Source organism: Stenotrophomonas sp. TWI809, assembly GCF_039673205.1.
Taxonomy (GTDB): Bacteria; Pseudomonadota; Gammaproteobacteria; order Xanthomonadales; family Xanthomonadaceae; genus Stenotrophomonas.
Map to the genome: position 1 here is coordinate 228571 of NZ_JBDJLE010000003.1, position 24005 is coordinate 252575.

Sequence of the window (24005 nt, forward strand, 5' to 3'; positions counted from 1 at the left end):
CGTTTCGGGCGCGGGGGCCAATCGGGCGCCGGGGGTGGCGGCTGGGTAGTGGTTGCTCTGCCGGGTTTGTGGCAGCCGACCAACGGTCGGCTCTACCGGGGTTCATGGGGGTAGAGCCGACCGTTGGTCGGCTGCCGTTGTTCGTACCGCCGGCCTCAGGCCGCCTGCGACTGCTCCCGGCGCGGACCTTCCTTCAACGCGCGGCCGACCAGGCCGACCAGCAGGTCCAGCTCTTCGCCGTCCATGCCGAAGTGCGGGGTGAAGCGCAGCGAGTTCTCGCCGCCATGGATCACATTGATGCCATGGTTGCGCAGCCACTCTTCGGTGGAGCCGGTGCCATAGCACTTGAACTGCGGGGCCAGCTCGCAGGAGAACAGCAGGCCGGTGCCCTGGACCTTGGTGATCAGCCCGCCCAGCTCGGTCTTGAGCTGTTCCAGCTTGCGCACGGCTTCCTCGCCGCGCACGCGGATGTTCTCGCGCACCTGCGGGGTCAGCAGCGACAACGTGGCGCAGGCCACGTCCAGCGCCCGCGGGTTGGAGGTCATGGTGTTGCCGTAGATGCCCTTGCGATACAGCTGCGCCGCATGCTCGGTCACGGCCAGCACGGAAAGCGGGAACTGGGCCGCGTTGAGCGCCTTGGAGTAGGTTTCCATGTCCGGCACATCCAGGCCTTCGAAGCCCGGGTAATCCACGATCGAGAGCACGCCGTGCGCGCGCAGGCCGGCCTGGATCGAATCCAGCAGCAGCAGGCTGCCGTGCTGGCGGGTCAGTTCGCGGGCCAGCGCATAGAACGCGGGCGGCACCGAGCGGCCGGGGTCGCCTTCGCCCATCACCGGCTCCAGGAAGACCGCCTCGATGAACCAGCGGTTCTGTTCGGCCTCGGCGAACACGCGCTTGAGCGCCTCCTCGTCATAGGGCGCGATCGCGATCACCGTGTCCTCGCCGCGGTAGCTGGCCAGGTGCTGCATGTAAGTCTTGCGACTGGAATCGGAATACAGGCCCGGGCGGTCGGTGCGGCCGTGGAAGCTGCCCTTCACCACCACGCGCTTGATCTTCGCACCGGCGTGGCGGGCGCCCGGATCGGTCTGCAGCTTGGCGTTGACATCGGCGATGCGGGCGGCCAGCCCTACCGCTTCGGAGCCCGAGTTCAGGCACATGAAGTGACTGTACGGGCAGCCGCCACGACGGTGGCCGATCTCCTTGCGCAACGCCTGGATGAAGCGCTGCTGGGACAGGCTGGGGGTCATCACATTGGCCATGACCTGCGGCGCGGCCATCGCCTGCATCACCGCCTCGGGGGTATGCCCGAAGCCGAGCATGCCGTAGCCGCCGGCGTCGTACAGCACCGCGCCCTTCAGGGTGACCACCCATGCGCCACGGGCGGCGAGGGCGACGTACGGGGTGACCGCATCATCGGCATAGAAATTGACGAACCCCTCCTGCATCGCATCGATCTGGGCGCGCTCGTCCAGTGCCAGCAGGCCGCCAAGATCGGCGCGCACGCGCTCGAATTCAGCGGCGGCGGCGTCGATGGCGGCGACCAGGGCGGGGTGGCCGGCGGCCAGGCGTTCGAGGGTGGCGTCATCCAGGCCGGTGGTGAGGCGGGTGCCGGGCTGGGCGCGGAGCGGGGCGAGACGTTCGATGAAGCTCATTGCAGATCTCCTGAAACGATGGCGGCACGGCGGAAAAGCAAAACGCGCGTCTATTCGCGCGCGCTTCGGGCATTCCTGCTCGTGCATCAGACTTCCGGCTCGATGCTAGCACGCGGTTTTTCGCGCGATAACCCCGTCAAAAACTGTTGCAAAGCAGCATTTTGCGCGACGTTTGGCGAATCCTTCGTTGCCACCGAGAGCCAGTCGTACAATGGCCGACATTGCCTACACGTTGCCGTGCGCTCCCTTGAAGAAGTCCGATTTCAACTACGACCTGCCGCCTGAACTGATTGCCCAGGCGCCGCTCGCCGAGCGCTCGGCGAGCCGCCTGATGGTGGTGCCGCCGGCCCCGGCCGCGTTTGATCACCGCCAGGTGCGCGATCTGCCCGACCTGCTGCAGCCCGGCGACCTGCTGGTCTTCAACGACACCCGGGTGATCCCGGCCCGTCTGTTCGGCCAGAAGGCCAGCGGCGGCCGTGTCGAGATCCTGATCGAGCGCCTGCTCGGTGGCCAGCAGGCCCGCGCGCAGGTCGGCGCCAGCAAGTCGCCCAAGCCAGGCAGCCGCATCGCGCTCGACGCCGGTGGCGAGGCCGAGGTGCTGGGCCGCGACGGCGAGTTCTACGTGCTGCAGTTCCACGTGCCCGAGGCGCTGGAGCAATGGCTGCTGCACGCCGGTCGGCTGCCGCTGCCGCCCTACATCCAGCGCGAGCCGGGCGTGGACGACCGCGAGCGCTACCAGACCGTGTTCGCGCGCGAGATCGGCGCGGTGGCCGCCCCGACCGCCGGCCTGCACTTCGATGAGGCCCTGCTGGCCACGTTGAAGGACAAGGGCGTGGCGTTCGGCCACGTGACCCTGCACGTGGGTGCGGGCACCTTCCAGCCGGTCCGCGTGGACGATCTGAAAGAACACGTGATGCACCGTGAGTGGCTGAACGTCGGGGCTGAACTGGTCCAGCAGGTGCGCCGCACCCGGGCTGCGGGCGGCCGGGTGATCGGCGTCGGGACCACCGTGGTGCGTGCGCTGGAAAGCGCCATGCGCGAGGGCGAACTGCTGCCCTACGCCGGGGAAACCCAGATCTTCATCACGCCGGGCTACCGGATCCGCAGCGTGGACGCGATGGTGACCAACTTCCATCTGCCGGAAAGCACGCTGCTGATGATGATCTCGGCGTTTGCCGGCCAGGCCCGGGTGTTCGAGGCCTACCAGGCTGCGATCGCGGAGAAGTACCGCTTCTTCAGCTATGGCGATGCGATGCTGCTGTTCCCGCAGGGGGAATGAGGTCAGCGGGGCAGGCGCGGCCGTTTTCGGCGACAATGGCAGACTATTTGCCCGAATGACCGCTCCATGTCCCGACTCCAGTTCCAGCTCCAGACCACCGACGGTCGCGCCCGCCGCGGCCGCCTGACCTTCCCGCGCGGGACCGTGGAAACCCCGGCCTTCATGCCGGTGGGGACCTATGGCTCGGTGAAGGGCATCCTGCCGGAGCAGATCCGCGCGCTGGGTGCGGAAATCATCCTCGGCAACACCTTCCATCTGTACCTGCGCCCGGGCCTGGACGTGATCGCCGACCACGGCGGCCTGCATGGCTTCGCGCGCTGGAACGGCCCGATCCTGACCGACTCCGGCGGCTTCCAGGTGTTCTCGCTGGCCCACCGCCGCAAGATCACCGAGCAGGGCGTGACGTTCTCCTCGCCGACCGACGGCGCCCGTGTGTTCCTGGGCCCGGAAGAGAGCATGCGCATCCAGAAGGTGCTCGATTCGGACGTGGTGATGATCTTCGACGAGTGCACCCCGTACCCGGCCACCGAGCCGGTCGCGCGCACCTCGATGGAGCTGAGCCTGCGCTGGGCGCAGCGCAGCCGTAACGCGCACGATGAACTGGGCAACGACGCGGCGCTGTTCGGCATCGTCCAGGGCGGCGTCCATCACGACCTGCGCAGCCGCTCGGCCGAGGGTCTGCAGCAGATCGGCTTCGACGGCTACGCCATCGGCGGCCTGGCCGTGGGCGAGCCCGAGCACGAACGCAACGCCATGCTCGACCATGTGCACCCGATCCTGCCGGCCGATCGCCCGCGCTACCTGATGGGCGTCGGCCGCCCGGAGGATCTGGTCGAAGGCGTCGCCCGCGGCGTGGACATGTTCGATTGTGTGATGCCGACCCGGAATGCCCGCAACGGCCACTATTTCACCTCGTTCGGCACGGTCCGCATCCGCAACGCCCGCTACGAGCGCGACATGGACACCATCGAGCCGGGCTGCGGCTGCCATGCCTGCACCAGCGGCTATACCCGCTCGTATCTGCGCCACCTGGACCGCTGCAACGAGATGCTGGCGCCGATGCTGGGCACCATCCACAACCTCTATTACTACGAGAAGTTGATGGCCGACATGCGCGAGGCGATCGCGGCGGGAACCTTTACCGCCTTCCGCGAGTCCTTCTACGCGGCCCGTGGTGCGGTCACGCCCGCGCTGTAAAGTGACCCCCGCCAGCCGATCCAGCGCGCGAACCCTGCCAAACGGCCCAAGGACGAACTCCCGGGGCCATGGCATACTTCGAGGCTGACCCCCGTTTCGCGGCGACTCCCCGACCCTCAAAGAGGGCAGGGCGCCTCCCAACCCAAGGACACACTATGAACCTGCTCGCCTTCCTGATTCCCACCGCCAACGCCCAGGCCGCCGGTGGCCAGCCGCAGGGCATGGGTCTGACCACCCTGCTGTTCCCGATCATCCTGATCGCGATCATGTACTTCCTGATGATCCGCCCGCAGATGAAGCGCCAGAAGGAACACAAGGCCATGCTGGAGAAGGTCAAGCGCGGTGACGAAGTGCTGACCAACGGCGGCATCGCCGGCGTGGTCACCGACATCGGCGACAACTTCATCACCATCGAAGTGGCCGAGAACGTGCGCATCCGCGTGCAGAAGGGCGCCGTGGGCAATGTGCTGCCGACCGGCACGCTGAAGTCGGCCAACTGATCCACTCCCTTTCCGTTCAACCGCGGTGCCGGGACGGGCACCGCGCGGGACCCAAGCAATGCTCGAATTTCCACGCTGGAAGTATTTCCTCATCCTGATCGTGTTGGCGGTCAGTGCGTTGTACGCACTGCCCAACATCTACCAGAAGGACCCTGCCGTGCAGATCACCGCCAACCGTGGCGGGCAGATCGACGACGCCCTGCGCGACCGCGTGCTGGGTGACCTCAAGCAGGCCGGCGTGGAGCCGCTGTCGGTGGCCAAGGAAGGCGACAGCCTGATCGTGCGCCTGCCGACGCTGCAGGCGCAGACCGCCGCCAACGACGCCCTGCGCGACGAGATGGGCGAGGACTACGTGGTCGCCCTGAACCTGGCCTCCACCGTGCCGGAGTGGCTGAGCGACCTCGGCGCCAAGCCGATGGTGCTCGGCCTGGATCTGCAGGGCGGCGTGCACTTCGTGCTGCAGGTCGACCAGAAGGCGGCACTGGACAAGCGTCTGGACGCCTACGCCGAAGACGTGCGGACCAGCCTGCGCGATGCCCGCATCGCCTACCAGTCGGTTGAGCGTCGTGGCGACAACACCATCGTGGCCACCATCAGCCCGTCCGCCGGTGCCGATGCCGCCGCGCGTGCCCGCGAAGTCATGGTCAAGGCGCAGCCGACGCTGGGCTACGAGGTGGCGGGCAACCGCATCACCGTGAGCATGCCGGAGACGGAACTGACCGCGATCGCCAACGGCGCCATCGAGCAGAACGTCAACACGCTGCGCAACCGCGTCAATCAGCTCGGCGTGTCCGAGCCGATCATCCAGCGCCAGGGTGCCGACCGCGTGGTCGTGCAGCTGCCGGGCGTGCAGGACACCGCTGAAGCCAAGCGCATGATCGGTGCCACCGCGACGCTGGAGTACCGCGCCGTGGTCGAGGGCAATGCCCAGGACGCGATCACCAGCGGCCGTATCCCGCCGGAGGCCAAGGTCTACCAGCAGCGTGACAACCGTGGCCCGATCCTGCTCAACAAGCGCGTGATCGTGACCGGTGACCAGATGGTCGCCGCCCAGGCCACCACCGACCAGAACGGCGCTGCGGCCGTGAGCGTGACGCTGAACAATGTCGGCGGCCAGCGCATGTTTGATTTCACCAGCGCCAACGTCAACAAGCCGATGGCGGTGGTCTACACCGAACGCATCCCGACCGTGAACGTGGTCGATGGCAAGGAAGTGCGCAGCTTCCGCGTCAAGGAAGAAGTGATCTCGGTCGCCAACATCAACGGCGTGTTCGGCAAGAACTTCCAGACCACCGGCCTTGAGAAGACCGAGGCGGAAAACCTGGCCAAGCTGCTGAAATCCGGTTCGCTGGCCGCACCGATGGACTTCGTTGAAGAACGCATCGTCGGCCCGAGCCTGGGTGCGGAGAACGTCGAGCGCGGCGTGACCGCGGTCGGCTTCGCGTTCCTGTTCACCCTGATCTTCTTCACCGTGTACTACCGCATGTTCGGCGTGATCACCTCGGTGGCCATGCTGTTCAACCTGCTGATCGTGGTGGCGGTGATGTCGCTGTTCAGTGCGACGATGACGCTGCCCGGCTTCGCCGGTCTGGCGCTGTCGATCGGCCTGTCGGTCGACGCCAACGTGCTGATCAACGAGCGTATCCGTGAAGAGCTGCGGGCCGGCATGCCGCCCAAGACGGCCATCGTGGCCGGTTACGAGAAGGCCTCCGGGACCATCCTGGACGCCAACCTCACCGGCATCCTGGCGGGTGTGGCGTTGTATGCGTTCGGTACCGGTCCGTTGAAGGGCTTCGCCGTGACCATGATCGTCGGCATCCTGGCCTCCATGTTCACTGCAATCACCGTCTCGCGTGCCCTTGCCGTGCTGGTCTACAGCCGCCGCAAGAAGCTCAAGACCCTGGCCATTTGACGGGAAGCGAATAGAAACCATGAAACTTTTCCCGTTGCATCTGATCCCGAACGACACCAAGTTCGACTTCATGCGCACCCGCTGGGTGGCCATCGGCCTGGCGGCGCTGGTGTTCATTGCCGCCATCGGCTGCATTGCCTTCAAGGGCTTCAACTACGCGCTGGACTTCACCGGCGGCACCGTGGTCGAAGTCCGCTTCGACAAGCCCGCTGACGTCGATGCCGTGCGCGACCATCTGGAAGGCGCCGGCTATGCCGGTGCCCAGGTACAGAGCTTCGGCAGCGGCAGCAACCTGCTGATCCGTCTGCAGCCGCAGGAGATGGCCGAAGGCGAGAACGCCGGTGAGGCCAACAACCGCACCGCCGAAGCCGTGCAGAAAGCGATCTCGATGGAGGGCAACCAGGCCGCCATCGTGGGTGCCGAGTTTGTCGGCCCGCAGGTCGGTAAAGAGCTGGCGCTGAACGGCCTGTACGCAGCGCTGTTCGTGCTGATCGGCTTCCTGATCTACATCGGCTTCCGCTTCGAGTGGAAGTTCGCGATGGTGGCGATCATCACCACGCTGTTCGACGTGCTGGTGGTGGCGGGCTACTTCTCGCTGAGTGGCCGCGAGTTCGATCTGACCGTGCTGGCAGGTCTGCTGTCGGTGATGGGCTTCTCGATCAACGACACCATCGTGGTCTTCGACCGTGTGCGTGAGAACTTCCGCAGCCTGCGCGTGGAGCCGCTGGAAGTGATGAACCGGTCGATCAACCAGACGCTGTCGCGCACGATCATCACCTCGCTGGTGTTCTTCCTGTCGGTGCTGGCGCTGTACCTGTACGGCGGTGGTTCGCTGGAAGGGCTGGCGCTGAGCCAGATGATCGGTGCGGTGATCGGTACGCTGTCGTCGATCTTCATTGCCTGCCCGCTGCTGACGATGGGCGCGCTGGCGGTGACCAAGCAGGATCTGCTGCCGAAGGCCAAGGACGTGGAAGCGTTGGAGCGTCGTCCGTAAGTTTTCTGGTGGTGTGAAACAGCTGAGAGGCCGCGCATTGCGCGGCCTTTCTTTTTGTTTGGGGCCAGAGCCGGAGCCGGAGCCAGAGCCAGAGCCAGGGCGGCGCCTTGGGTGCTCACTGTTGGAGGGCGACGGATAGCGCTGTGCTGGACCCGCCGTAAACCCATCCCTGGGGGCTCGTGAGCGCCATCCATGGCGCTCCAACGGTCCTGCACATCGCTATCCGTCACCCTCCAGACAGGGGGCTGGATGGCGGTTGGTAGGGCAGAGCGAAGCAAGGCAAAGCCACGCAAAGCAAAGCCACGCAAAGCAAAGCAACGGCACCCGCGCTGGCGTGGATCTACGTGGGGCAAGAATCGGCCTTGGCATTGGTGACTCTCTGCACGCGCGATCCTGGTTCGGCGACAGTCGGCCAATCTCCAAGAGTCAGCATCCACTGCACTCGTCACAGCGCCAGGTGTGGCAGGTAGAGCCACGCCATGCGTGGCTGCTCTCCGTCCGCAGCGACCCTGTGTCGGGCAGGGGCCGGTGAGGGCAGGGCGGGACCGTCACCCGCATGGATGCGGGTGTCGAGCCTCCAGGGGCGGATTCACGGCGCGTCCCGACCTGCCCTCACCGGTCCCAGGCCACGAGGAACATACACCCCCGTCGGTTGTACTAAGCAGCGCTGCGCACTACGATCCCTTGCGTTCCGCGCAGCCGCTCCGGTGGCGCGCGACCTCCCTTTTCATCGCGCCGGTCCGCCCTGCGCCAGTCCCCTCGAGGTTTACATGGTCATCAAACCGCGTGTGCGCGGCTTCATCTGCGTCACCACCCATCCCGTCGGCTGCGATGCGGCCGTCAAGCAGCAGATCGATTACATCCAGTCCAAGCCGAAGATCACCAATGGCCCGAAGAAGGTGCTGGTGCTCGGCGCCTCCACCGGCTACGGGCTGGCCGCGCGCATCACTGCCGCCTTCGGCAGCGATGCCGCCACGCTGGGCGTGTTCTTCGAGCGCCCGGGCACCGAGACCAAGCCCGGCACCGCCGGCTGGTACAACACCGCCGCGTTCCACAAGTACGCCGAGCAGGCCGGTCTGTACGCCAAGAGCGTCAATGGCGATGCGTTCTCCGATGAGGTCAAGGCCAAGGTCATCGAGCTGATCAAGCAGGACCTCGGCCAGGTCGACCAGGTGGTGTACAGCCTGGCCGCGCCGCGCCGCAAGCATCCCAAGACCGGTGAAGTGATCAGCTCCACGCTCAAGCCGATCGGTGCGCCGATCACGCTGCGTGGTCTGGATACCGACAAGGAAGTGATCACCGAGACCACGATCGAGCCGGCCACGCCCGAAGAGATCGCCGGCACCGTCGCCGTCATGGGCGGCGAAGACTGGCAGATGTGGATCGATGCGCTGCTCGAGGCCGGTGTGCTGGCCGAGGGCGCGACCACCACGGCCTTCACCTATGTCGGTGAGGAAATCACCCAGGCGATCTACTGGAACGGCTCCATCGGCGCGGCCAAGAAGGATCTGGACGAGAAGGTCGTCGGTCTGCGCCAGAAGCTGGCCCCGATCGGTGGCGATGCGCGCGTGTCGGTGCTCAAGGCGGTGGTCACCCAGGCCAGCTCGGCCATCCCGACCATGCCGCTGTACCTGTCGCTGCTGTTCAAGGTGATGAAGGCCAAGGGCACGCATGAAGGCTGCATCGAGCAGCTCGATACGCTGTACGACATCCTCTACGGCGGCAAGGACGCGGGCACCGCAACCGAGCGCCTGCGCCACGATCTGGTCACCGATGGCGGCCGCAAGGTCGAGCTGATCGATGACGCCGGCCGCCTGCGCGCGGACTACAAGGAAATGGCACCGGAGGTGCAGGGCGAGGTGGTCGCGCTGTGGCCGCAGGTGACCAACGAGAACCTGTACGAGATCAGCGATCTGGCCGGCTACAAGGCCGATTTCCTGCGTCTGTTCGGGTTCGGCGTGGAAGGCGTGGATTACGACGCCGATGTCGCCACCGACGTGAAGATTCCGAACCTGGTCGAGATGGCCTGATCGGAAGGAGGGATGCCGACCAACGGTCGGCATCTACCGGTGTGGTGCGCGCAGATGCCCACGCGCCGCGCCGTGACGCCCATGCGGCGCAGCGGGATGCGCCGGCAGCGCACCCGGATGTCCGGGAAGCCGTAGGTCACGACCGTTGGTCGTGACGCTCAGACGCTCAGCTGAAGTCGAAGTTCATCACCGGCCCCGCCGGGCCGACGAACTCACCCTGCACGTAGTCCACGCCGGCACTGAAGAGCAGGCTCATCGAGTTGGCATCGGCGACGAACTCGGCGATGGTCCGGATGTTGGCGGCCTGCGCACGCGCGGTGATCTCGCTGATCTTCTCGCTGTGCTCGCGGGTGCGGGCGAAGTCGGACGTGAAGTCGCGGTCCAGCTTGAGGAACTGCGGCTGGAAGTGCGCCAGCAGCTGGAACGAATCCAGCCCTGATCCGAACTGCTCCAGACCGATCCGGCAGCCCAGCGGGGCGACCGCGGCCAGGAACTGCTGGGCATTGCGCAGGTGGGTGAACACCTTGGCCTCCGGCGCATGCAGCCACAGCTGTTCGCCCGGCACGCCCTGCGCCTCGAGTTCGCGCCGGAGCGTGGCGATCATCTGCGGGTCGTTGAACGACTCCGGGGTGATCTTCACCATCAGGTGGGTCACATGGCCCTCGCGCTTGCGCGCGCCGAGCATGCCGATCGCGTGGGTGACCACCCAGCGGTTGATGTCGGCCAGCAACCCGTGATCCTCGGCAATGCCCAGGAAGGCCGTCGGGCTGAGCAGCTCGCCGTTGTGGTCCAGGCGCAGGTAGGCTTCGTAGAGCTCCAGCGCTTCGCCCTGCAGGTTGAGCACCGGCTGGTAATGCAGCTGGAAGCCATCGCCGGCCAAGGCCTGGCGGATGCGTGCGACCCAGTGCTGGATGCGTTCTTCTTCCACGCGATCCACCGCGGCCGGATCGAATACGCGGGTGGTGTTGCCCAGCTCCAGTGCCGCCTGGGTGCACTCGGTGGCACGCGCCAGCACCTGGCCGATGCTCGCGATCTTTTCACCGACCTGCACACCGCCCACGCTGACCGTGACCGTGGCCGAGCGCTCGCCGATGCTGAACACCTGCGAGGCGAATGCCTCACGGATCTGGTCGGCCAGGGCGACGGTCTGCGCGTAGGGCGCTTCGGTCAGCACGGCAAAGCTGTGCTCGCCGAAGCGCGCCACCTGTGCGGTGTCGCCCACCGAGTGGGCCAGCACGCGGGCGAGGGCGCCGATCAGTGTGTCGGCCGAGTCCAGGCCGATCTCCGGCAGCAGGCGCGCGTAATGATCCGGTTCGATCAACAGCAGGCCGAACCGGCCCTCGCTGCGACCGGCCTGGGCCACGGCATGTTCGACATGCAACATGAAGGTCGGGCGGTTGAGCAGGCCGGTGACCTGGTCGCGCTGGCGCAGGTCCTCGACCTCGCGCGCCAGCTCCGGATCGAACTCCATGCGCCGGCGGAACACCACCTGCAGGCACGATTCGCCCTCATAGCTGGCCTGGGTGAACTCCATCGTGGCCGGGAACACCGCGCCGTCCTGGTTGCGCGCATCCACCTGGTACTGCGGCGGCGGCGCATCGCCCTTGCTCATGGATTTGAGCAGCTGCTTGAAGCCGTCCACATGCTGCGGGGCGACCATGTCCAGCAGCGAGATGCCTTCCACATCGTCGAAGGTTTCGTAGCCGAACATCTCCAGGTAGGCCTCGTTGGCCCGGATGTGCATGCCTTCATGGATGTAGGCGATCGGGTCGCGCGAGGAGGAGATCAGCGCATCGCAGCGGCGCTCGGTCTCGCGCATCTGCGCCTCGATCCGGCGCAGCCCGCGGCGCGCATGCAGATCGGTCCATTCGTTGCGCACTACCGCCAGCAGGTGCTCGGGCCGGTGGCGCAGGGCGATGGCGCGGATGCCATTGGCCCCGGCCTCGACCCACTCGGTTTCGTTGATCGATTCGGCCAGCAGGATCATCGGGATGTCCTTGCCGCTGGCCGCGATCTGCTGGGTCACCTGCAGCAGTGGGATGCTCTGCGCCGCGGTGACCAGCACCAGGTCGATCGGCTGGGTACCCAGTGCCTGGGCCAGTTCCTCACTGTGCTGCGGGCGCGTCGGGCGCACCGCGATGCCGCTGTTGCGCAGCGTGCTGACGATGGTCTCGGCGTTCTCGCCGCTGTCGTCCACGATCAGCAGGCGGACCGTCATGTCATTCGCGTTCTGCATTCACTACTCCCCGGACTGCAAACTTGATACACGATGCGTGTGACTACGTCCATGCGGCAAACGGTAGCCGATCACGGAACGCTGGTTCCGGCTCAGGCCACGCTCCCTGCCGCATGGCCACAGGCCCAGGCCCACTGGAAGTTGTAGCCCCCCAGCCAGCCGGTCACGTCCAGCACCTCCCCAATGAAGTGCAGGCCGGGAACCACGTGCGATTCAAAGGTACTGGAGGACACCTTCCGGGTGTCGACTCCGCCCAGCGTCACTTCGGCGGTACGGTACCCCTCGGTGCCACTGGCCACCAGCGGGAAATTCTGCAACAGCTCGGCCGCCTCGCGCAGCTGTGGCTCGTCGATCTGGCGCACCAGCCGGTCCGGGAGCCAGTGCTCGCACAGGCGCAGCGCCAGCCGGCGCGGCAACACCTCCGACAGCACCGTGCGCAGCTCGGCGGCGCCGCGTTCGGCCTTCATCCGGCGCAGCCACTCCAGCGCGTCCTGGCCGGGGAGCAGGTCCAGGTGCAGCGTATCGCCGGGCTGCCAGTACGAGGAGATCTGCAGGATCGCCGGGCCGCTGATGCCGCGGTGGGTGATCAGCATGGAGTTGCGGAACTCGGTGCCGTTGCAGCGCGCTTCGATCGGCAGGGCCACGCCGCTGAGATCGTTGAAGCGCTCCTGATGCTTGCCACTCAGGGTCAGTGGCACCAGCCCGGCGCGGGTCGGCAGGACCTCATGGCCGAACTGGCGGGCCAGCTCATAGCCGAAGCCGGTCGCGCCCATGCTTGGGATCGACAGGCCACCCGTGGCCACCACCAGCGAGGCGGCATGGAAGTGCCCCTGCGCGGTGTGCACGTGGAAGCCGTCCGCGCCGCGCTCCACCTTCTGCACGCCGCAGTCGGTGCGGATCTGCACGCCGGCGGCCTGGCATTCGTCCACCAGCATCTTCACGATCTGCTTGGAGGAAATGTCGCAGAACAGCTGGCCCAGCTCTTTTTCGTGATACGCGATGCCGTGCCGCTCCACCATCTCGATGAAGTGGTATGGCGTGTAACGGGCCAGCGCGGATTTGCAGAAGTGCGGATTGGCCGACAGGAAGTTGGCCGCCGTGGTGCCGGTGTTGGTGAAGTTGCAGCGCCCGCCGCCGGACATCAGGATCTTCTTGCCAACCTTGTTGGCATGGTCGATCACCTGCACCAGGCGCCCGCGTTTGCCTGCGGTCATCGCGCACATCAGCCCGGCCGCGCCGGCCCCGATGACCAGCACATCACAGCGGATCACACTCACGCCTGCGGCTTCTGCTTGCGCCAGGTGGGGATGACGCTGAGCTGCGCCTTGTCGGACGTCAACTGCACTTCGCCGTCCTGGATCTGTACGTCCCACTGCATCGTGCGTTCGATCTGCGCGCCCCATTCGGTGACGAACTCGCCCGGCAGGTCCATCACGTCCAGCGTGGACAGCTTCTTCAGTGCGGAGGCGTTGCGGTCCCACCAGATGTCGGCGGCGCGGCCGCCGTAGGTGACCAGCTGCACCGCGCGCGCGCGGCCGGCGGCCTTGCGCAGGCGCGACTCGTCGGGCTGGCCCAGTTCGATCCACAGCTCGACGTCACCGGTGTAGTCGCGTCGCCACAGGTCCGGCTCGTCGTCCACGCTCAGGCCGCGGCCGAACTCCAGCCGGTCATCGGCGTTCAGCGCGAAGGTGAGCAGGCGCACCATCAGGCGGTCGTCGGTCTCGGACGGGTGCTGGGCCAGCGTCAGCGTATGGCTGGCGTAATAGCCGCGATCCATGTCGCTGATCTGCAGTTCGGCCTTGCGGATGGTGGCGGTGAGGGCCATGGGGATACCTGAAACAAAGAGCGCCATGATAATGGTTCGCCATGAGCCCGTCCGATCCGATCCTCGCTGCCCCCGCACCCAGCCGCCTGCAGTTGCCCCCCGGCGACTGGCCGAGCCTGCTGGATGGGCTGTGCGCGCGCTTCCCGCGCATCGACCGCGCGCAGTGGGCAGACCGCTTCGCCCGGGGGCGGGTACAGGACGCGCAGGGTAGGGCGCTCGCGCCGGATCAGGCCTGGCAGGTGGGGCTGGAGATCGTGTATTTCCGTGAAGTGGCCGATGAGCCGGTGATTCCCTTCGCCGAGGCCATCGTCCACCAGGACGCGGACCTGCTGGTGGCCGACAAGCCGCACTTCCTGCCGGTCACTCCTGCCGGCGGTTACGTGCGCGAGACGCTGCTGGCCCGGCTGGTGGCGCGCACCGGCAACCGGGATCTGGTGCCGCTGCACCGCCTGGACCGGCTGACCGCCGGGCTGGTGCTGTTCTCCACCCGGCCAGACAGCCGCGATGCCTACCAGCGCCTGTTCCGCGAGCGGCGCATCGAGAAGGTGTACGAAGCCTTGGCGCCGGCATTGCCGCACCTGGCGTTCCCGCTGGAACGCCATACGCGACTGGTCCCCGGTGAGCCGTTCTTCCGCATGACCGAGGCGCCCGGTGAGCCCAATGCCCGAACCCGCATCGAGGTGGTGGACAGCACCGGACCGGTCTGGCGCTACCGGCTGCACCCGGTCACCGGCCGCAAGCACCAGCTGCGCGTGCACATGGCGGGGCTGGGCGCGCCGATCCTGGGCGATGACCTGTACCCAGACCTGCTCGCGGACGGGCCGGCGGATACGGCGCTGCAGTTGCTGGCGAAGGAACTGACATTCGATGACCCGCTGACCGGGCAGCGGCGCACGTTCACCAGCGGCCTGTCGCTCCACCTGTAGAGCCGGCCGCTGGCCGGCTGCCGGGGGGTGTGGTGGTCACCAACGCTACGGAGGAGCCGGCCGGCGGCCGGCACTACCGGGCCGCGACTTTCCGCCACGCCGGACCTCGACCCGCCATCCGTCCGTTCATCTTGCCGAACGCTTGGCCAGCCAGCGGTCCAGTTGCGCGGCAAAGGCCTGCTTGTCCCGCGCATGCAGCGGCGGAGGGCCGCCGGTCTGAACGCCGGCGCCGCGCAGTTCCTCCATGAAATTGCGCATCGACAGCCGCTCGGCCATGTTGTTCGGGGTGTACAGGTCGCCGCGCGGGTTCAATGCGACGGCCTTTTTGTCCAAGACCAAGGCCGCCAGCGGGATGTCCTGCGTGACGACCAGATCGCCGGGCTGGAGCCGTTCCACGATCACGCTGTCGGCCACATCCAGGCCCGGCGGAACCTGGATCGAGCGGATGAAACGGGACGGAGGGGTCCGCAGCCAGTGGTTCGCGACCAGGGTCATCTCGATCCCGGCACGCTCGGCGGCCCGGAACAGGATCTCCTTGATGACGGCCGGACAGGCGTCGGCGTCCACCCAGATGTGAACTTTAGGGGTCGGGGTACCGGTCATTTGGCTGATCTTAAGGTAGGAAAAATCTGAATAGGGGGTGCAAATTCGTGTAGGATCGCCCGACCCCTTGTCCTGTCAGGCGGGAGGGGAGGATGGCTGAATCAACCAGCTATCGCTTTTTCGGTAAAACACGAGTATCGTCACCCACACTGTGTTTGCTAGGGTCACCGTGAATCGTGGCCTGGTGCAGTTGATCTCACGATCTGCTCATCGATCCGCTTTACCAACGCCTGCAACTCAGTCTCGGCTCCGATACGCGGCGGCCGCGATTATTTCAACTATTGTTTCAGGAGTTAGTACATGTCTGATCGTCAGCAGGGCACCGTGAAGTGGTTCAACGACGCCAAGGGCTTCGGCTTCATCACCCCGGAAAGCGGCCCGGACCTCTTCGTGCATTTCCGCGCGATCCAGGGCACCGGCTTCAAGTCGCTGCAGGAAGGCCAGAAGGTGACTTTCGTCGCCGTGCAGGGCCAGAAGGGTATGCAGGCTGACCAGGTGCAGGCGGTCTAATCGACCCCCCGCAACCGTAAGGTCGCCTAAAACGCCGGAAGCGAAAGCTTCCGGCGTTTTTTGTTGGGCGGCGTTCGGCCATCGTCGACGCAGACCCCGTTGAAGACGTCATCCTTCCCGTTGCCCGGTTACGATGCCGCTTTGACCCTGCGGAACCCTCGATGATCAAGGTGCACCATCTGGACCACTCGCGCTCGCTGCGCGTGTTGTGGATGCTCGAAGAACTGGGCCTGCCGTACCAGGTCGTCAACTATCAGCGCGATCCCAAGACCTGGCTGGCGCCGCAGGCGCTGCGCGACGTGCACCCGCTGGGAAAATCGCCGGTGCTGCAGGACGATGCCCTGGTGCTGGCCGAATCCGGCGCGATCCTGGAATATCTCGCCGACCGCTACGACAGCGGCCGCCAGCTCTCCCCCGAGCCGATGCCGGCCCAGGCGCCCGAACGCGTGCGTTACCGCTACTGGATGCACTATGCCGAAGGCTCGGCGATGCCGCCGCTGGTGATGACGCTGGTGTTTTCGCGGCTGCGCAAAGCGCCGATGCCGTTCTTCGCCAGGCCGATCGCGCGCTCCATCGCCGACAAGGCGCTCAACGGCTTCGTGCGTCCGCAGGTGAAGCTGCACATGGACTGGATGGAACGCGAGCTCGGCCAGTCGCCGTGGTTTGCCGGTGAACGCTTCACCGCGGCCGATATCCAGATGAGTTTCCCGATCCAGGCCGCCGCTGCCCGCGGCGGTGACATGGCGGCGTATCCGCGCCTGCAGGCCTACCTGGCGCGGATCGAGCAGCGCCCGGCGTACCAGCGTGCGGTGGAGCGCGGCGGTCCGTTGAACCTGGGCGGCGGTTCGCGCTGAACTTGCGGGGCAGCCGGTCTGCCCCCATTTCATACCGATGAGCACCCAGCCCCTGCGTTTCGACAACCGTTTCATCCGTGACCTGCCCGGCGAGCCGGAAACCGGCCCGCGCGTGCGGGAGGTGCGCGAGGCCGCGTGGTCCTCGGTCATGCCGACGCCGGTCGCCGCGCCACAGCTGCTGGCGTACTCACCTGAGGTGGCCACGCTGCTGGGCATGGGCGAGGACCTGATACAGAGCGAGGATTTCGCGCGGGTGTTCGGCGGCAATGCGCTGTATGCCGGGATGGCACCGTGGGCGGCCAACTACGGTGGCCATCAGTTCGGGCATTGGGCGGGGCAGCTCGGCGATGGCCGCGCGATCTCGCTGGGCGAACTGCTCACGCCGGACGGTGCGCACTGGGAACTGCAGTTGAAGGGCGCCGGGCGCACCCCGTACTCGCGGGGCGCCGACGGACGTGCAGTGCTGCGCTCGTCGATCCGCGAGTTCCTCTGCAGCGAGGCGATGCATCATCTCGGCGTGCCGACCACGCGCGCATTGAGCCTGGTCGGCACCGGCGATGCTGTGGTGCGCGACATGTTCTATGACGGCCACCCCGAGGCCGAACCCGGCGCGATCGTGTGCCGCGTCGGGCCGTCCTTCATCCGTTTCGGCACGTTCGAACTGCCGGCCTCGCGTGGCGACACCGCGTTGCTGCGGCAGTTGGCCGATGTCTGCATCGCGCGTGATTTTCCTGCACTCGCCGAGCTGGGCGAGGCGCGCCATGCACGCTGGTTCGCCGAGATCTGCGAACGCACCGCGGTGCTGGTCGCGCACTGGATGCGCGTCGGCTTCGTGCACGGGGTGATGAACACCGACAACCTCTCCATTCTCGGGCTCACCATCGATTACGGCCCGTATGGCTGGGTCGAGGATTACGATCCCGAGTGGACGCCCAACACCACCGACGCGCAGGGGCGACGCTATCGTTTCGGCACGCAGCCGCAGGTGGCGTACTGGAATCTCACCCGGCTGGCGCAGGCACTGGCGCCGCTGTTCGACGATGTCACGCCGCTGCACGACGGGCTGGCGCGTTTCCAGCAGGTGCACGCGGACTGCGAGCGCGCCGACATCGCCGCGAAGCTGGGCCTGGATAGCTGCCGCGATGACGACGTGGCGTTGATGGCGGCGTGGCTGGAGATCCTGCACGAGGGTGAGATGGACATGACCCTGGCCTTCCGTGGGCTGATGGCGCTCGATCCAGCATCGCCTTCCGTGGCGGTGCTGGAGGAGGCGTTCTACCGCCCGGCCCGTCGCGACGCGGTGCTGCCGTCGCTGCAGGCATGGCTGCAGCAGTACGCGGTGCGCCTGCGCGGCGATGGCCTGAGTGCACAGGCGCGTCAGCAGCAGATGGGCCGGGCCAATCCGGTCTACGTGCTGCGCAACTGGCTCGCCCAGGAGGCGATCGAACAGGCGGAGCAGGGCGACCTGAGCGGCGTGCATACGCTGCTGGAGGTGCTGCGGCGGCCGTATGAAACGCAACCGGGGCGCGAACACTTCGCGGCCAAGCGGCCCGAGTGGGCGCGTGTGAAGGCCGGGTGCTCGATGCTGTCCTGCAGCTCGTAAGACGCTCGGTTACCCTATGCCACCCTTTGTGCTGTGCCGATCATGACCGAGTCTTCCGCCACGCCCGCCTGGGCCGGCCGCCTACGCGACATCGCCGATTTCCCCAAGCCGGGCATCCTGTTCAAGGACATCATGCCGTTGCTCGCCGACGGCCCGGATTTCGCGGCCGCCATCGATGCGATGGTCGCGCCCTGGCGCGATGCCAACCTGCAGGCGGTGATGGGGATCGAGTCGCGCGGGTTCATCCTCGGTGCGGCCATGGCGCGGGTGCTGGGCGTGGGCTTCGTGCCGGTGCGCAAGCCGGGCAAGCTGCCGGGCAGGGTGCTGCGCCAGGATTACACCCTGGAATACCGCACGGACAGCATTGAAGTGCACGCTGATGCCTTGCCGGCCGGCGCACGCGTGCTGGTGATCGATGACGTGCTCGCCACGGGCGGCACCCTGCTGGCGGCGTTGTCGCTGGCCCGCCAGCTGCAGGTCGAGGTGGTCGGTGCGGCCGTGCTGGTGGAACTGGCCGGCCTCGGTGGCCGCGAGCGCTGGACGAGTGACGTGCCGCTGCTGGCCAACCTGGTGTACTGAGCCGGGAATCCGTGCGGGCGTGCCGGCACCGGTAGTGCCGGCCGCTGGCCGGCACCCCAAACGCTCCGGCGAAGGCGCAGCCGACCAACGGTCGGCTCTACCCGATGCTTGAAGCGATCAGCCGACCAACGGTCGGCTCTACCGCTCAGACATCCATCTTGCGGACGCGGAACCGGCGGCCCTTGATCTTGCCGGCCTCCAGCTGGGCGATCGCCCGGCCGGCATGTTCGCGCGCGATTGCCACATACGAACGCGTGGCGTAGATGTCGATCTTGCCGATGTACTTGGCTGCCAGCCCGGCATCGCCGGTCAGTGCGCCGAGGATGTCGCCCGGGCGCAGCTTGTCGGTCTTGCCGCCATCGATGCGCAGCGTGGTCATCGCGGCCTGCGGCAGCACCGGCGGGCGCGCGGTGGCCAGCGGCGTCTTCTGCCAGTCCAGCGGCTTGCCCTGTGCCATTTCCAGCGCATCGGCGCGGTTGCGCTCGCGGTGCGTCACCAGGCTGATCGCCAGGCCCGTGGCACCGGCGCGGCCGGTGCGGCCAACGCGATGCTCGTAGGTTTCGATATCGGTCGGCAGCTCGTAATTGATCACCGCGGCCAGATCCTGCACATCCAGGCCTCGCGCGGCGACGTCACTGGCGACCAGCACGTTGCAGCTGCGGTTGGCGAAGCGCACCAGCACTTCATCGCGGTCGCGCTGCTCCATCTCGCCGTGCAGCGGCAGCGCGGAGAACCCGAACTGCTGCAGCGAAATGGCGACATCGTCGACATCGCGGCGGGTGTTGCAGAACACCACGGCCGATTCCGGCGTGTACTTGAGCAGCAGGCCGGCCAGCGCCTTCTGCTTCAGTGCCAACTCGGTCTCGCAGAACAGGTGACGGATCGCCGGCGCGTGATCGGCGCCTTCCACGGTCACTTCCACCGGATCGCGCAGCAGCACGCGGGCGATCTCGCGGATCTCATCCGGGAAGGTCGCCGAGAACAGCAGCGTCTGGCGGTCCTTGCTGGTGCGCCCGGCGATCTCGCGGATCGGCTCTTCAAAGCCCATGTCGAGCATGCGGTCGGCTTCATCCAGCACCAGGGTGGTCACGCCGCCCAGATGCAGGACGCGCTTGCGGCCCAGCTCCTGGATGCGCCCGGGGGTGCCGACGACGACCTGGGGATCGTGTGCCTCCAGCGAGGCCAGCTGCGGGCCCAGCGGCATGCCGCCGGTCAGCACCAGCAGCTTCAGGTTCGGAATGCCGGTGGCCAGCTTGCGGATCTGCTTGCCGACCTGGTCGGCCAGCTCGCGGGTCGGGCACAGCACCAGCGCCTGGGCGCGGGTCACGGACGGGTCCAGCGCCTGCAGCAGGCCCAGCCCGAAGGCCGCGGTCTTGCCGCTGCCGGTCGGGGCCTGTGCGATGACATCGCGGCGCTCAAGGATGGCCGGCAGGCTCTGGGCCTGCACGGGGGTGAGCGAGGTATAGCCCATGGCATCGATGCCGGGCAGCAGCGCTGGTTTCAGCGGCAGGGAGGAGAATTCAGACATGCGGTAGTGTCGCAGAAGTCCGCCCGGCGTGCCTCAGCCGAGCAGCGCGTGTACGCCCAGGTTGATCCCCAACCCGCCCGCCAACAGCCAGCCGAACAGCAGCAGCGCCAGCAGCAGCGGCTTCATCCCGGCCTTGCGCAGCGCCGAGGCGTGCGTGGTCAGACCGAGCGCGGCCATCGCCATCGCCAGCAACACGGTGTCCAGATCGATCGCTGCACTGACGATGGCCGCCGGCAGCACCTGCAGCGAATTGAGCCCGGCCACCGCCACGAAGCCGAACGCGAACCAGGGCACCACGATCCTGGCGCGCTGGCCGGGCGCCCCCGGCGTACCCCGGCGTGCCAACAGCATCGACAGCCCGATCAGGAACGGTGCCAACATCATCACCCGCACCATCTTGGCGATCACGGCGGTGTCGGCTGCGGCTGCGCTCACCGCGCGCCCGGCCGCGACCACCTGCGCAACCTCGTGCACGGTCGAGCCGGTGAACACGCCGTAGACCTGCGCGCTCATCGGGATCCAGCCGTGCGCCTGATTGAGCTGGTACAGCAGCGGGTACAGGAACATCGCGAGCGTGCCGAACACCACCACGGTGGAAACGGCCACCGTCACCTGCTCGGCGCGCCCGCGCACCACCGGTTCGGCCGCCATCACCGCCGCCGCCCCGCAGATCGAGCTGCCGGCGCCGATCAGCAGGGCGCTTTCCTTCTCGAGACCGAACCATCGCGTGCCGGCCCACCAGGCCAGCGCGAACGTGCTGGTCAGCACCAGCGCATCGATCAGCACCCCGCTGATACCGACCTGGCCGATATCCTGGAAGGTCAGGCGCAGGCCGTACAACACGATGCCCGCCCGCAGCAGCCAGTGCTTGGAAAAGCCGACCCCGGCGCCGGCATGGGCCGCCAGCCGCGGGTAAAGGGTGTTGCCCAGCGCGATGCCCAGCACGATGGCCAGGGTGAGCGCGCTGATGCCGTGCGCCTGCAGCCACGGCAGTGGCGCCAGTCCCATGGCCGCAGCTGCAACGGCGCCGGTCAGCAGCAGCCCGGGCAGGCGACCGCGCCAGCGCTGCGCGGTGGTGGGTGAGGGCAGGGCGGCGGCAGAGGTGTTCACAGATGTCTCCAGTCAGATCACCTTCCCAGCCTGCGCGCCGCTGATGAACCTGTAAAACGCATTGTTCATGTCATTTCGACCTGTTTGGTGCGTTAATTGGCGGCATGCACCTCACCCTTCGCCAATGGCAGGTTTTCGTGTCCATCGCCGACGCCGGCACGACGGCTGCTGCGGGAGCGCAGCTGGCGTTGTCGCAATCGGCCACCAGCGCCGCCCTCAATGAGCTGGAAAACCAGCTGGCCAGCCCGCTGTTCGACCGGATCGGGCGCCGGCTGGTGCTCAACGCGCAGGGACGGGCACTGCTGGATCCCGCCCGCGCCTTGCTGGCCGCCGCCGTCGATCTGGAGCGGCTGGCCGGCGTCGGGCAGATTCAAGCCGGTGCGCAGCCACTGCTGCTGCGGCTCGGGGCAAGCACCACGATCGGCAACTACCTGCTGCCGACCCGCGTCGCCGCGCTGCTGGCCGATAACCCGCAGGCCCAGCTCGACCTGCGGATCGGCAACAGCGCCGACGTCGTCGCCGCGGTCCAGCGGCTGGAGGTGGATCTGGGCCTGATTGAAGGCCCGTGCCACGAAAGCGGCCTGCAAGTGCTGCCGTGGCAGCGCGATGAACTGGTCATCGTGGCCGCGACAGCGCCGGGGACCGCCTGGATGGAGATTGACGTGCTGGCACAGGCCCGCTGGCTGCTGCGCGAGCCGGGCTCGGGCACCCGCGAGGCGGTCGAGCAGGCGCTGTTGCCGCACCTGCACCACTTCGCCCGCGCCATGCAGCTGGGCAGCACCGAGGCCATCAAACAGGCGGCGGCAGCCGGGCTAGGTCTGGCGTGCCTGTCGCGGCATGCGGTGGCCGATCTGCTCGCGCTGGGGACGCTGACCGTGGTGAACACGCCGCTGCCGCCCATGTCGCGCCAGCTGTGGCTGGTACGCCATCCCGGCAAGCGGGTGCCGCCGGTGCTGGGGGCGTTGCTGGGGCTGCCTGCGGACGCGTTCGGTCAGCAGTAAGCGACGCCGCGCATCGCCAGACCGTACAATGGTCGGATGCCTCTGATTACTCTGCAAAACGTCGACTTCAGCGTCGGCGGCCCCCTGTTGCTGGAAAAAGCCGAACTGTCGATCGAGCCGGGCGAGCGTATCGCCCTGATCGGACGCAACGGCGCCGGCAAATCGACCCTGCTCAAACTGCTGTCCGGCGATCACAAGCCCGATGACGGCGAAGTCCGCGTGCAGCAGGGGGTGCGCATCACCCGCCTGGAACAGGAGGTGCCGCACGGCGCCGCCGGCAGCGTGTTCGACGTGGTTGCCGATGGCCTGGGCGAGCTGGGCCAGTGGCTGGCCGAGTTCCACCACCTGAGCATGGCCGAAGATTTCGACGGCGATGCGCTCTCGGCCGTGCAGGCCAAGATCGATGCCGCCAACGGCTGGGGCCTGGATCAGCGCGTCAGCGAAACCCTGACCAAGCTCGACCTGGACGGTGATGCCGAATTCGCGCGCCTGTCCGGCGGCATGAAGCGCCGCGTGCTGCTGGGCCGCGCGCTGGTCTCCTCGCCGGATCTGCTGCTGCTCGACGAACCGACCAACCACCTGGACATCGAAGCCATCGACTGGCTCGAAATGTTCCTCAAGAACTGGAACGGCAGCGTGGTGTTCGTCACCCATGACCGTCGTTTCCTGCGTGCACTGGCCACCCGCATCGTCGAGATCGACCGCGGCCAGGTCACCAGCTGGCCGGGCGACTGGGCCAACTACGAACGCCGCCGCGAAGAGCGCATGAACGCGCAGGCGCAGGAAAACGCGCGCTTTGACAAGCTGCTCGCGCAGGAAGAAATCTGGATCCGCCAGGGCATCAAAGCCCGTCGCACCCGCGATGAAGGTCGTGTGCGCCGCCTCAAGGCGATGCGCAACGATCGTTCGCAGCGCCGTGAACTTGGCGGCAACGTGCGCATGGAAGCGGCGCAGGCGGAGAACTCCGGCAAGAAGGTCATCGACGTCAAGGACATCTCGTTCGCCTTCGGCGAGCGCACGATGGTCAAGGATTTCAGCACCGTCATCCTGCGCGGCGACCGCATCGGCCTGATCGGGCCGAACGGCAGCGGCAAGACCACGCTGCTCAAGCTGCTGCTGGGCGACCTGCAGCCGCAGAGCGGCGAAGTGCGTGCCGGTACCAACCTGCAGATCGCGTACTTCGACCAGTACCGTGCGGTGCTGCGCGAAGACTGGACCGCGATCGAGAACGTGGCCGAGGGCCGCGATTTCATCGAGTTCAACGGCAAGCGCAAGCACGTGCATGCCTACCTGCAGGACTTCCTGTTCTCGCCCGAACGCGCCCGCGCGCCGATCACCCGTTTGTCCGGTGGTGAGCGCAACCGCCTGCTGCTGGCCAAGCTGTTCGCGCAGCCGTCCAACCTGCTGGTGATGGATGAACCGACCAACGATCTGGACGTGGAAACCCTCGAGCTGCTCGAAGAGCTGCTGAGCGACTACACCGGCACGCTGCTGCTGGTCAGCCATGACCGTGACTTCCTGGACAACGTGGTGACCTCCACGATGGTGATGGAAGGCGACGGCGTAGTCGGCGAGTACGTGGGCGGCTATACCGATTGGCAGCGCCACGCCGCACGCGTGGCCGCCGCGGCGGCGGCCGCGCCGGTGGTGGCGGCCAAGCCTGTTG

Annotated in this window: 20 protein-coding genes; 13 read left to right on the forward strand and 7 right to left on the reverse strand. The window is 67.1% G+C overall.

Translation table 11 applies throughout. The features are described 5' to 3' along the window. Positions 1-155: 155 nt before the first annotated feature. Positions 156-1652, reverse strand: a complete 1497-nt coding sequence (locus ABE472_RS04205; protein ID WP_313218031.1) for an aminotransferase class III-fold pyridoxal phosphate-dependent enzyme — start codon at positions 1650-1652, stop codon at positions 156-158. A 247-nt stretch (positions 1653-1899) separates the two neighbouring features. Here ABE472_RS04205 and queA point away from each other — a divergent pair, with 247 nt between their 5' ends. The 6 genes from queA (at position 1900) to fabV (ending at position 9564) form a co-directional block, all read left to right on the forward strand. Then, positions 1900-2931: a tRNA preQ1(34) S-adenosylmethionine ribosyltransferase-isomerase QueA gene (gene queA / locus ABE472_RS04210; protein ID WP_313211590.1), complete on the forward strand. Its 1032-nt coding sequence runs from the start codon at positions 1900-1902 to the stop codon at positions 2929-2931. Between the two features lie 66 nt (positions 2932-2997). Continuing rightward, entirely contained in the window at positions 2998-4128 is a 1131-nt protein-coding gene (tgt, locus tag ABE472_RS04215; protein ID WP_346465592.1) for a tRNA guanosine(34) transglycosylase Tgt, read from the forward strand. Between the two features lie 155 nt (positions 4129-4283). After that, complete coding sequence (yajC, locus tag ABE472_RS04220; RefSeq protein ID WP_019183141.1) at positions 4284-4628, forward strand: preprotein translocase subunit YajC; 345 nt, start codon at positions 4284-4286, stop codon at positions 4626-4628. 58 nt (positions 4629-4686) lie between these two features. Next, on the forward strand, positions 4687-6540 hold the full coding sequence (secD, locus tag ABE472_RS04225) for a protein translocase subunit SecD (protein WP_313211572.1): 1854 nt from the start codon (positions 4687-4689) through the stop codon (positions 6538-6540). A 19-nt stretch (positions 6541-6559) separates the two neighbouring features. Then, positions 6560-7534 carry a protein translocase subunit SecF gene (secF, locus tag ABE472_RS04230; protein ID WP_313211573.1) on the forward strand — a complete coding sequence of 325 codons (975 nt, stop codon included), beginning with the start codon at positions 6560-6562 and terminating at the stop codon, positions 7532-7534. A 770-nt stretch (positions 7535-8304) separates the two neighbouring features. Continuing rightward, entirely contained in the window at positions 8305-9564 is a 1260-nt protein-coding gene (gene fabV, locus ABE472_RS04235; RefSeq protein ID WP_313211574.1) for an enoyl-ACP reductase FabV, read from the forward strand. Between the two features lie 166 nt (positions 9565-9730). Here fabV and ABE472_RS04240 read toward each other — a convergent pair whose 3' ends face one another. The 3 genes from ABE472_RS04240 to ABE472_RS04250 all read right to left on the reverse strand — a co-directional run bounded on the left by ABE472_RS04240 (position 9731) and on the right by ABE472_RS04250 (position 13625). Beyond that, entirely contained in the window at positions 9731-11800 is a 2070-nt protein-coding gene (locus tag ABE472_RS04240) for an EAL domain-containing protein (protein WP_346465594.1), read from the reverse strand. 92 nt (positions 11801-11892) lie between these two features. Then, positions 11893-13077, reverse strand: a complete 1185-nt coding sequence (locus tag ABE472_RS04245; RefSeq protein ID WP_313218039.1) for an NAD(P)/FAD-dependent oxidoreductase — start codon at positions 13075-13077, stop codon at positions 11893-11895. After that, the gene (locus ABE472_RS04250; RefSeq protein WP_313211577.1) at positions 13074-13625 is read right to left on the reverse strand and encodes a YaeQ family protein; all 552 of its coding nucleotides are present in this window, start codon (positions 13623-13625) and stop codon (positions 13074-13076) included. Before ABE472_RS04250 ends, ABE472_RS04245 begins: the two co-directional genes overlap by 4 nt. Positions 13626-13666: 41 nt before the next feature. Here ABE472_RS04250 and ABE472_RS04255 point away from each other — a divergent pair, with 41 nt between their 5' ends. Then, positions 13667-14551, forward strand: a complete 885-nt coding sequence (locus tag ABE472_RS04255; RefSeq protein WP_346465596.1) for a pseudouridine synthase — start codon at positions 13667-13669, stop codon at positions 14549-14551. 126 nt (positions 14552-14677) lie between these two features. Here ABE472_RS04255 and ABE472_RS04260 read toward each other — a convergent pair whose 3' ends face one another. Next, the gene (locus tag ABE472_RS04260; protein WP_346465598.1) at positions 14678-15154 is read right to left on the reverse strand and encodes a YaiI/YqxD family protein; all 477 of its coding nucleotides are present in this window, start codon (positions 15152-15154) and stop codon (positions 14678-14680) included. Between the two features lie 300 nt (positions 15155-15454). On the opposite strand from ABE472_RS04260, the gene ABE472_RS04265 reads away from it, so the two are divergent. The 4 genes from ABE472_RS04265 (at position 15455) to ABE472_RS04280 (ending at position 18700) form a co-directional block, all read left to right on the forward strand. Then, complete coding sequence (locus tag ABE472_RS04265) at positions 15455-15664, forward strand: cold-shock protein (RefSeq protein ID WP_017356920.1); 210 nt, start codon at positions 15455-15457, stop codon at positions 15662-15664. A gap of 161 nt (positions 15665-15825) precedes the next feature. Further along, a complete protein-coding gene (locus ABE472_RS04270; RefSeq protein ID WP_346465600.1) occupies positions 15826-16518 on the forward strand; it encodes a glutathione S-transferase in 693 nt (230 codons plus the stop codon). Positions 16519-16555: 37 nt separating this feature from the next. Continuing rightward, on the forward strand, positions 16556-18121 hold the full coding sequence (locus tag ABE472_RS04275) for a protein adenylyltransferase SelO (RefSeq protein WP_346465602.1): 1566 nt from the start codon (positions 16556-16558) through the stop codon (positions 18119-18121). Positions 18122-18163: 42 nt separating this feature from the next. Further along, a complete protein-coding gene (locus tag ABE472_RS04280; RefSeq protein WP_346465604.1) occupies positions 18164-18700 on the forward strand; it encodes an adenine phosphoribosyltransferase in 537 nt (178 codons plus the stop codon). Between the two features lie 145 nt (positions 18701-18845). On the opposite strand, the gene dbpA is transcribed toward ABE472_RS04280, so the two are convergent. Next, complete coding sequence (dbpA, locus tag ABE472_RS04285) at positions 18846-20228, reverse strand: ATP-dependent RNA helicase DbpA (RefSeq protein ID WP_259260417.1); 1383 nt, start codon at positions 20226-20228, stop codon at positions 18846-18848. A gap of 33 nt (positions 20229-20261) precedes the next feature. Next, complete coding sequence (locus ABE472_RS04290) at positions 20262-21338, reverse strand: YeiH family protein (protein ID WP_346465606.1); 1077 nt, start codon at positions 21336-21338, stop codon at positions 20262-20264. A 104-nt stretch (positions 21339-21442) separates the two neighbouring features. Here ABE472_RS04290 and ABE472_RS04295 point away from each other — a divergent pair, with 104 nt between their 5' ends. After that, on the forward strand, positions 21443-22339 hold the full coding sequence (locus ABE472_RS04295) for a LysR family transcriptional regulator (protein ID WP_346465608.1): 897 nt from the start codon (positions 21443-21445) through the stop codon (positions 22337-22339). Between the two features lie 36 nt (positions 22340-22375). Then, positions 22376-24005 (forward strand): ribosomal protection-like ABC-F family protein (abc-f, locus tag ABE472_RS04300; RefSeq protein ID WP_346465610.1); only part of this gene is annotated, 1630 nt, incomplete at its 3' end.

Coding starts and splice junctions, on each gene's coding strand:
- ABE472_RS04205 (WP_313218031.1), bottom strand. CDS start 1,652: ATGAGCTTCATCGAACGTCTCGCCCCGCTCCGCGCCCAGCCCGGCACC.
- tgt (WP_346465592.1), top strand. CDS start 2,998: ATGTCCCGACTCCAGTTCCAGCTCCAGACCACCGACGGTCGCGCCCGC.
- yajC (WP_019183141.1), top strand. CDS start 4,284: ATGAACCTGCTCGCCTTCCTGATTCCCACCGCCAACGCCCAGGCCGCC.
- secD (WP_313211572.1), top strand. CDS start 4,687: ATGCTCGAATTTCCACGCTGGAAGTATTTCCTCATCCTGATCGTGTTG.
- secF (WP_313211573.1), top strand. CDS start 6,560: ATGAAACTTTTCCCGTTGCATCTGATCCCGAACGACACCAAGTTCGAC.
- fabV (WP_313211574.1), top strand. CDS start 8,305: ATGGTCATCAAACCGCGTGTGCGCGGCTTCATCTGCGTCACCACCCAT.
- ABE472_RS04240 (WP_346465594.1), bottom strand. CDS start 11,800: ATGCAGAACGCGAATGACATGACGGTCCGCCTGCTGATCGTGGACGAC.
- ABE472_RS04250 (WP_313211577.1), bottom strand. CDS start 13,625: ATGGCCCTCACCGCCACCATCCGCAAGGCCGAACTGCAGATCAGCGAC.
- ABE472_RS04255 (WP_346465596.1), top strand. CDS start 13,667: ATGAGCCCGTCCGATCCGATCCTCGCTGCCCCCGCACCCAGCCGCCTG.
- ABE472_RS04260 (WP_346465598.1), bottom strand. CDS start 15,154: ATGACCGGTACCCCGACCCCTAAAGTTCACATCTGGGTGGACGCCGAC.
- ABE472_RS04265 (WP_017356920.1), top strand. CDS start 15,455: ATGTCTGATCGTCAGCAGGGCACCGTGAAGTGGTTCAACGACGCCAAG.
- ABE472_RS04270 (WP_346465600.1), top strand. CDS start 15,826: ATGATCAAGGTGCACCATCTGGACCACTCGCGCTCGCTGCGCGTGTTG.
- ABE472_RS04275 (WP_346465602.1), top strand. CDS start 16,556: ATGAGCACCCAGCCCCTGCGTTTCGACAACCGTTTCATCCGTGACCTG.
- ABE472_RS04280 (WP_346465604.1), top strand. CDS start 18,164: ATGACCGAGTCTTCCGCCACGCCCGCCTGGGCCGGCCGCCTACGCGAC.
- dbpA (WP_259260417.1), bottom strand. CDS start 20,228: ATGTCTGAATTCTCCTCCCTGCCGCTGAAACCAGCGCTGCTGCCCGGC.
- ABE472_RS04295 (WP_346465608.1), top strand. CDS start 21,443: ATGCACCTCACCCTTCGCCAATGGCAGGTTTTCGTGTCCATCGCCGAC.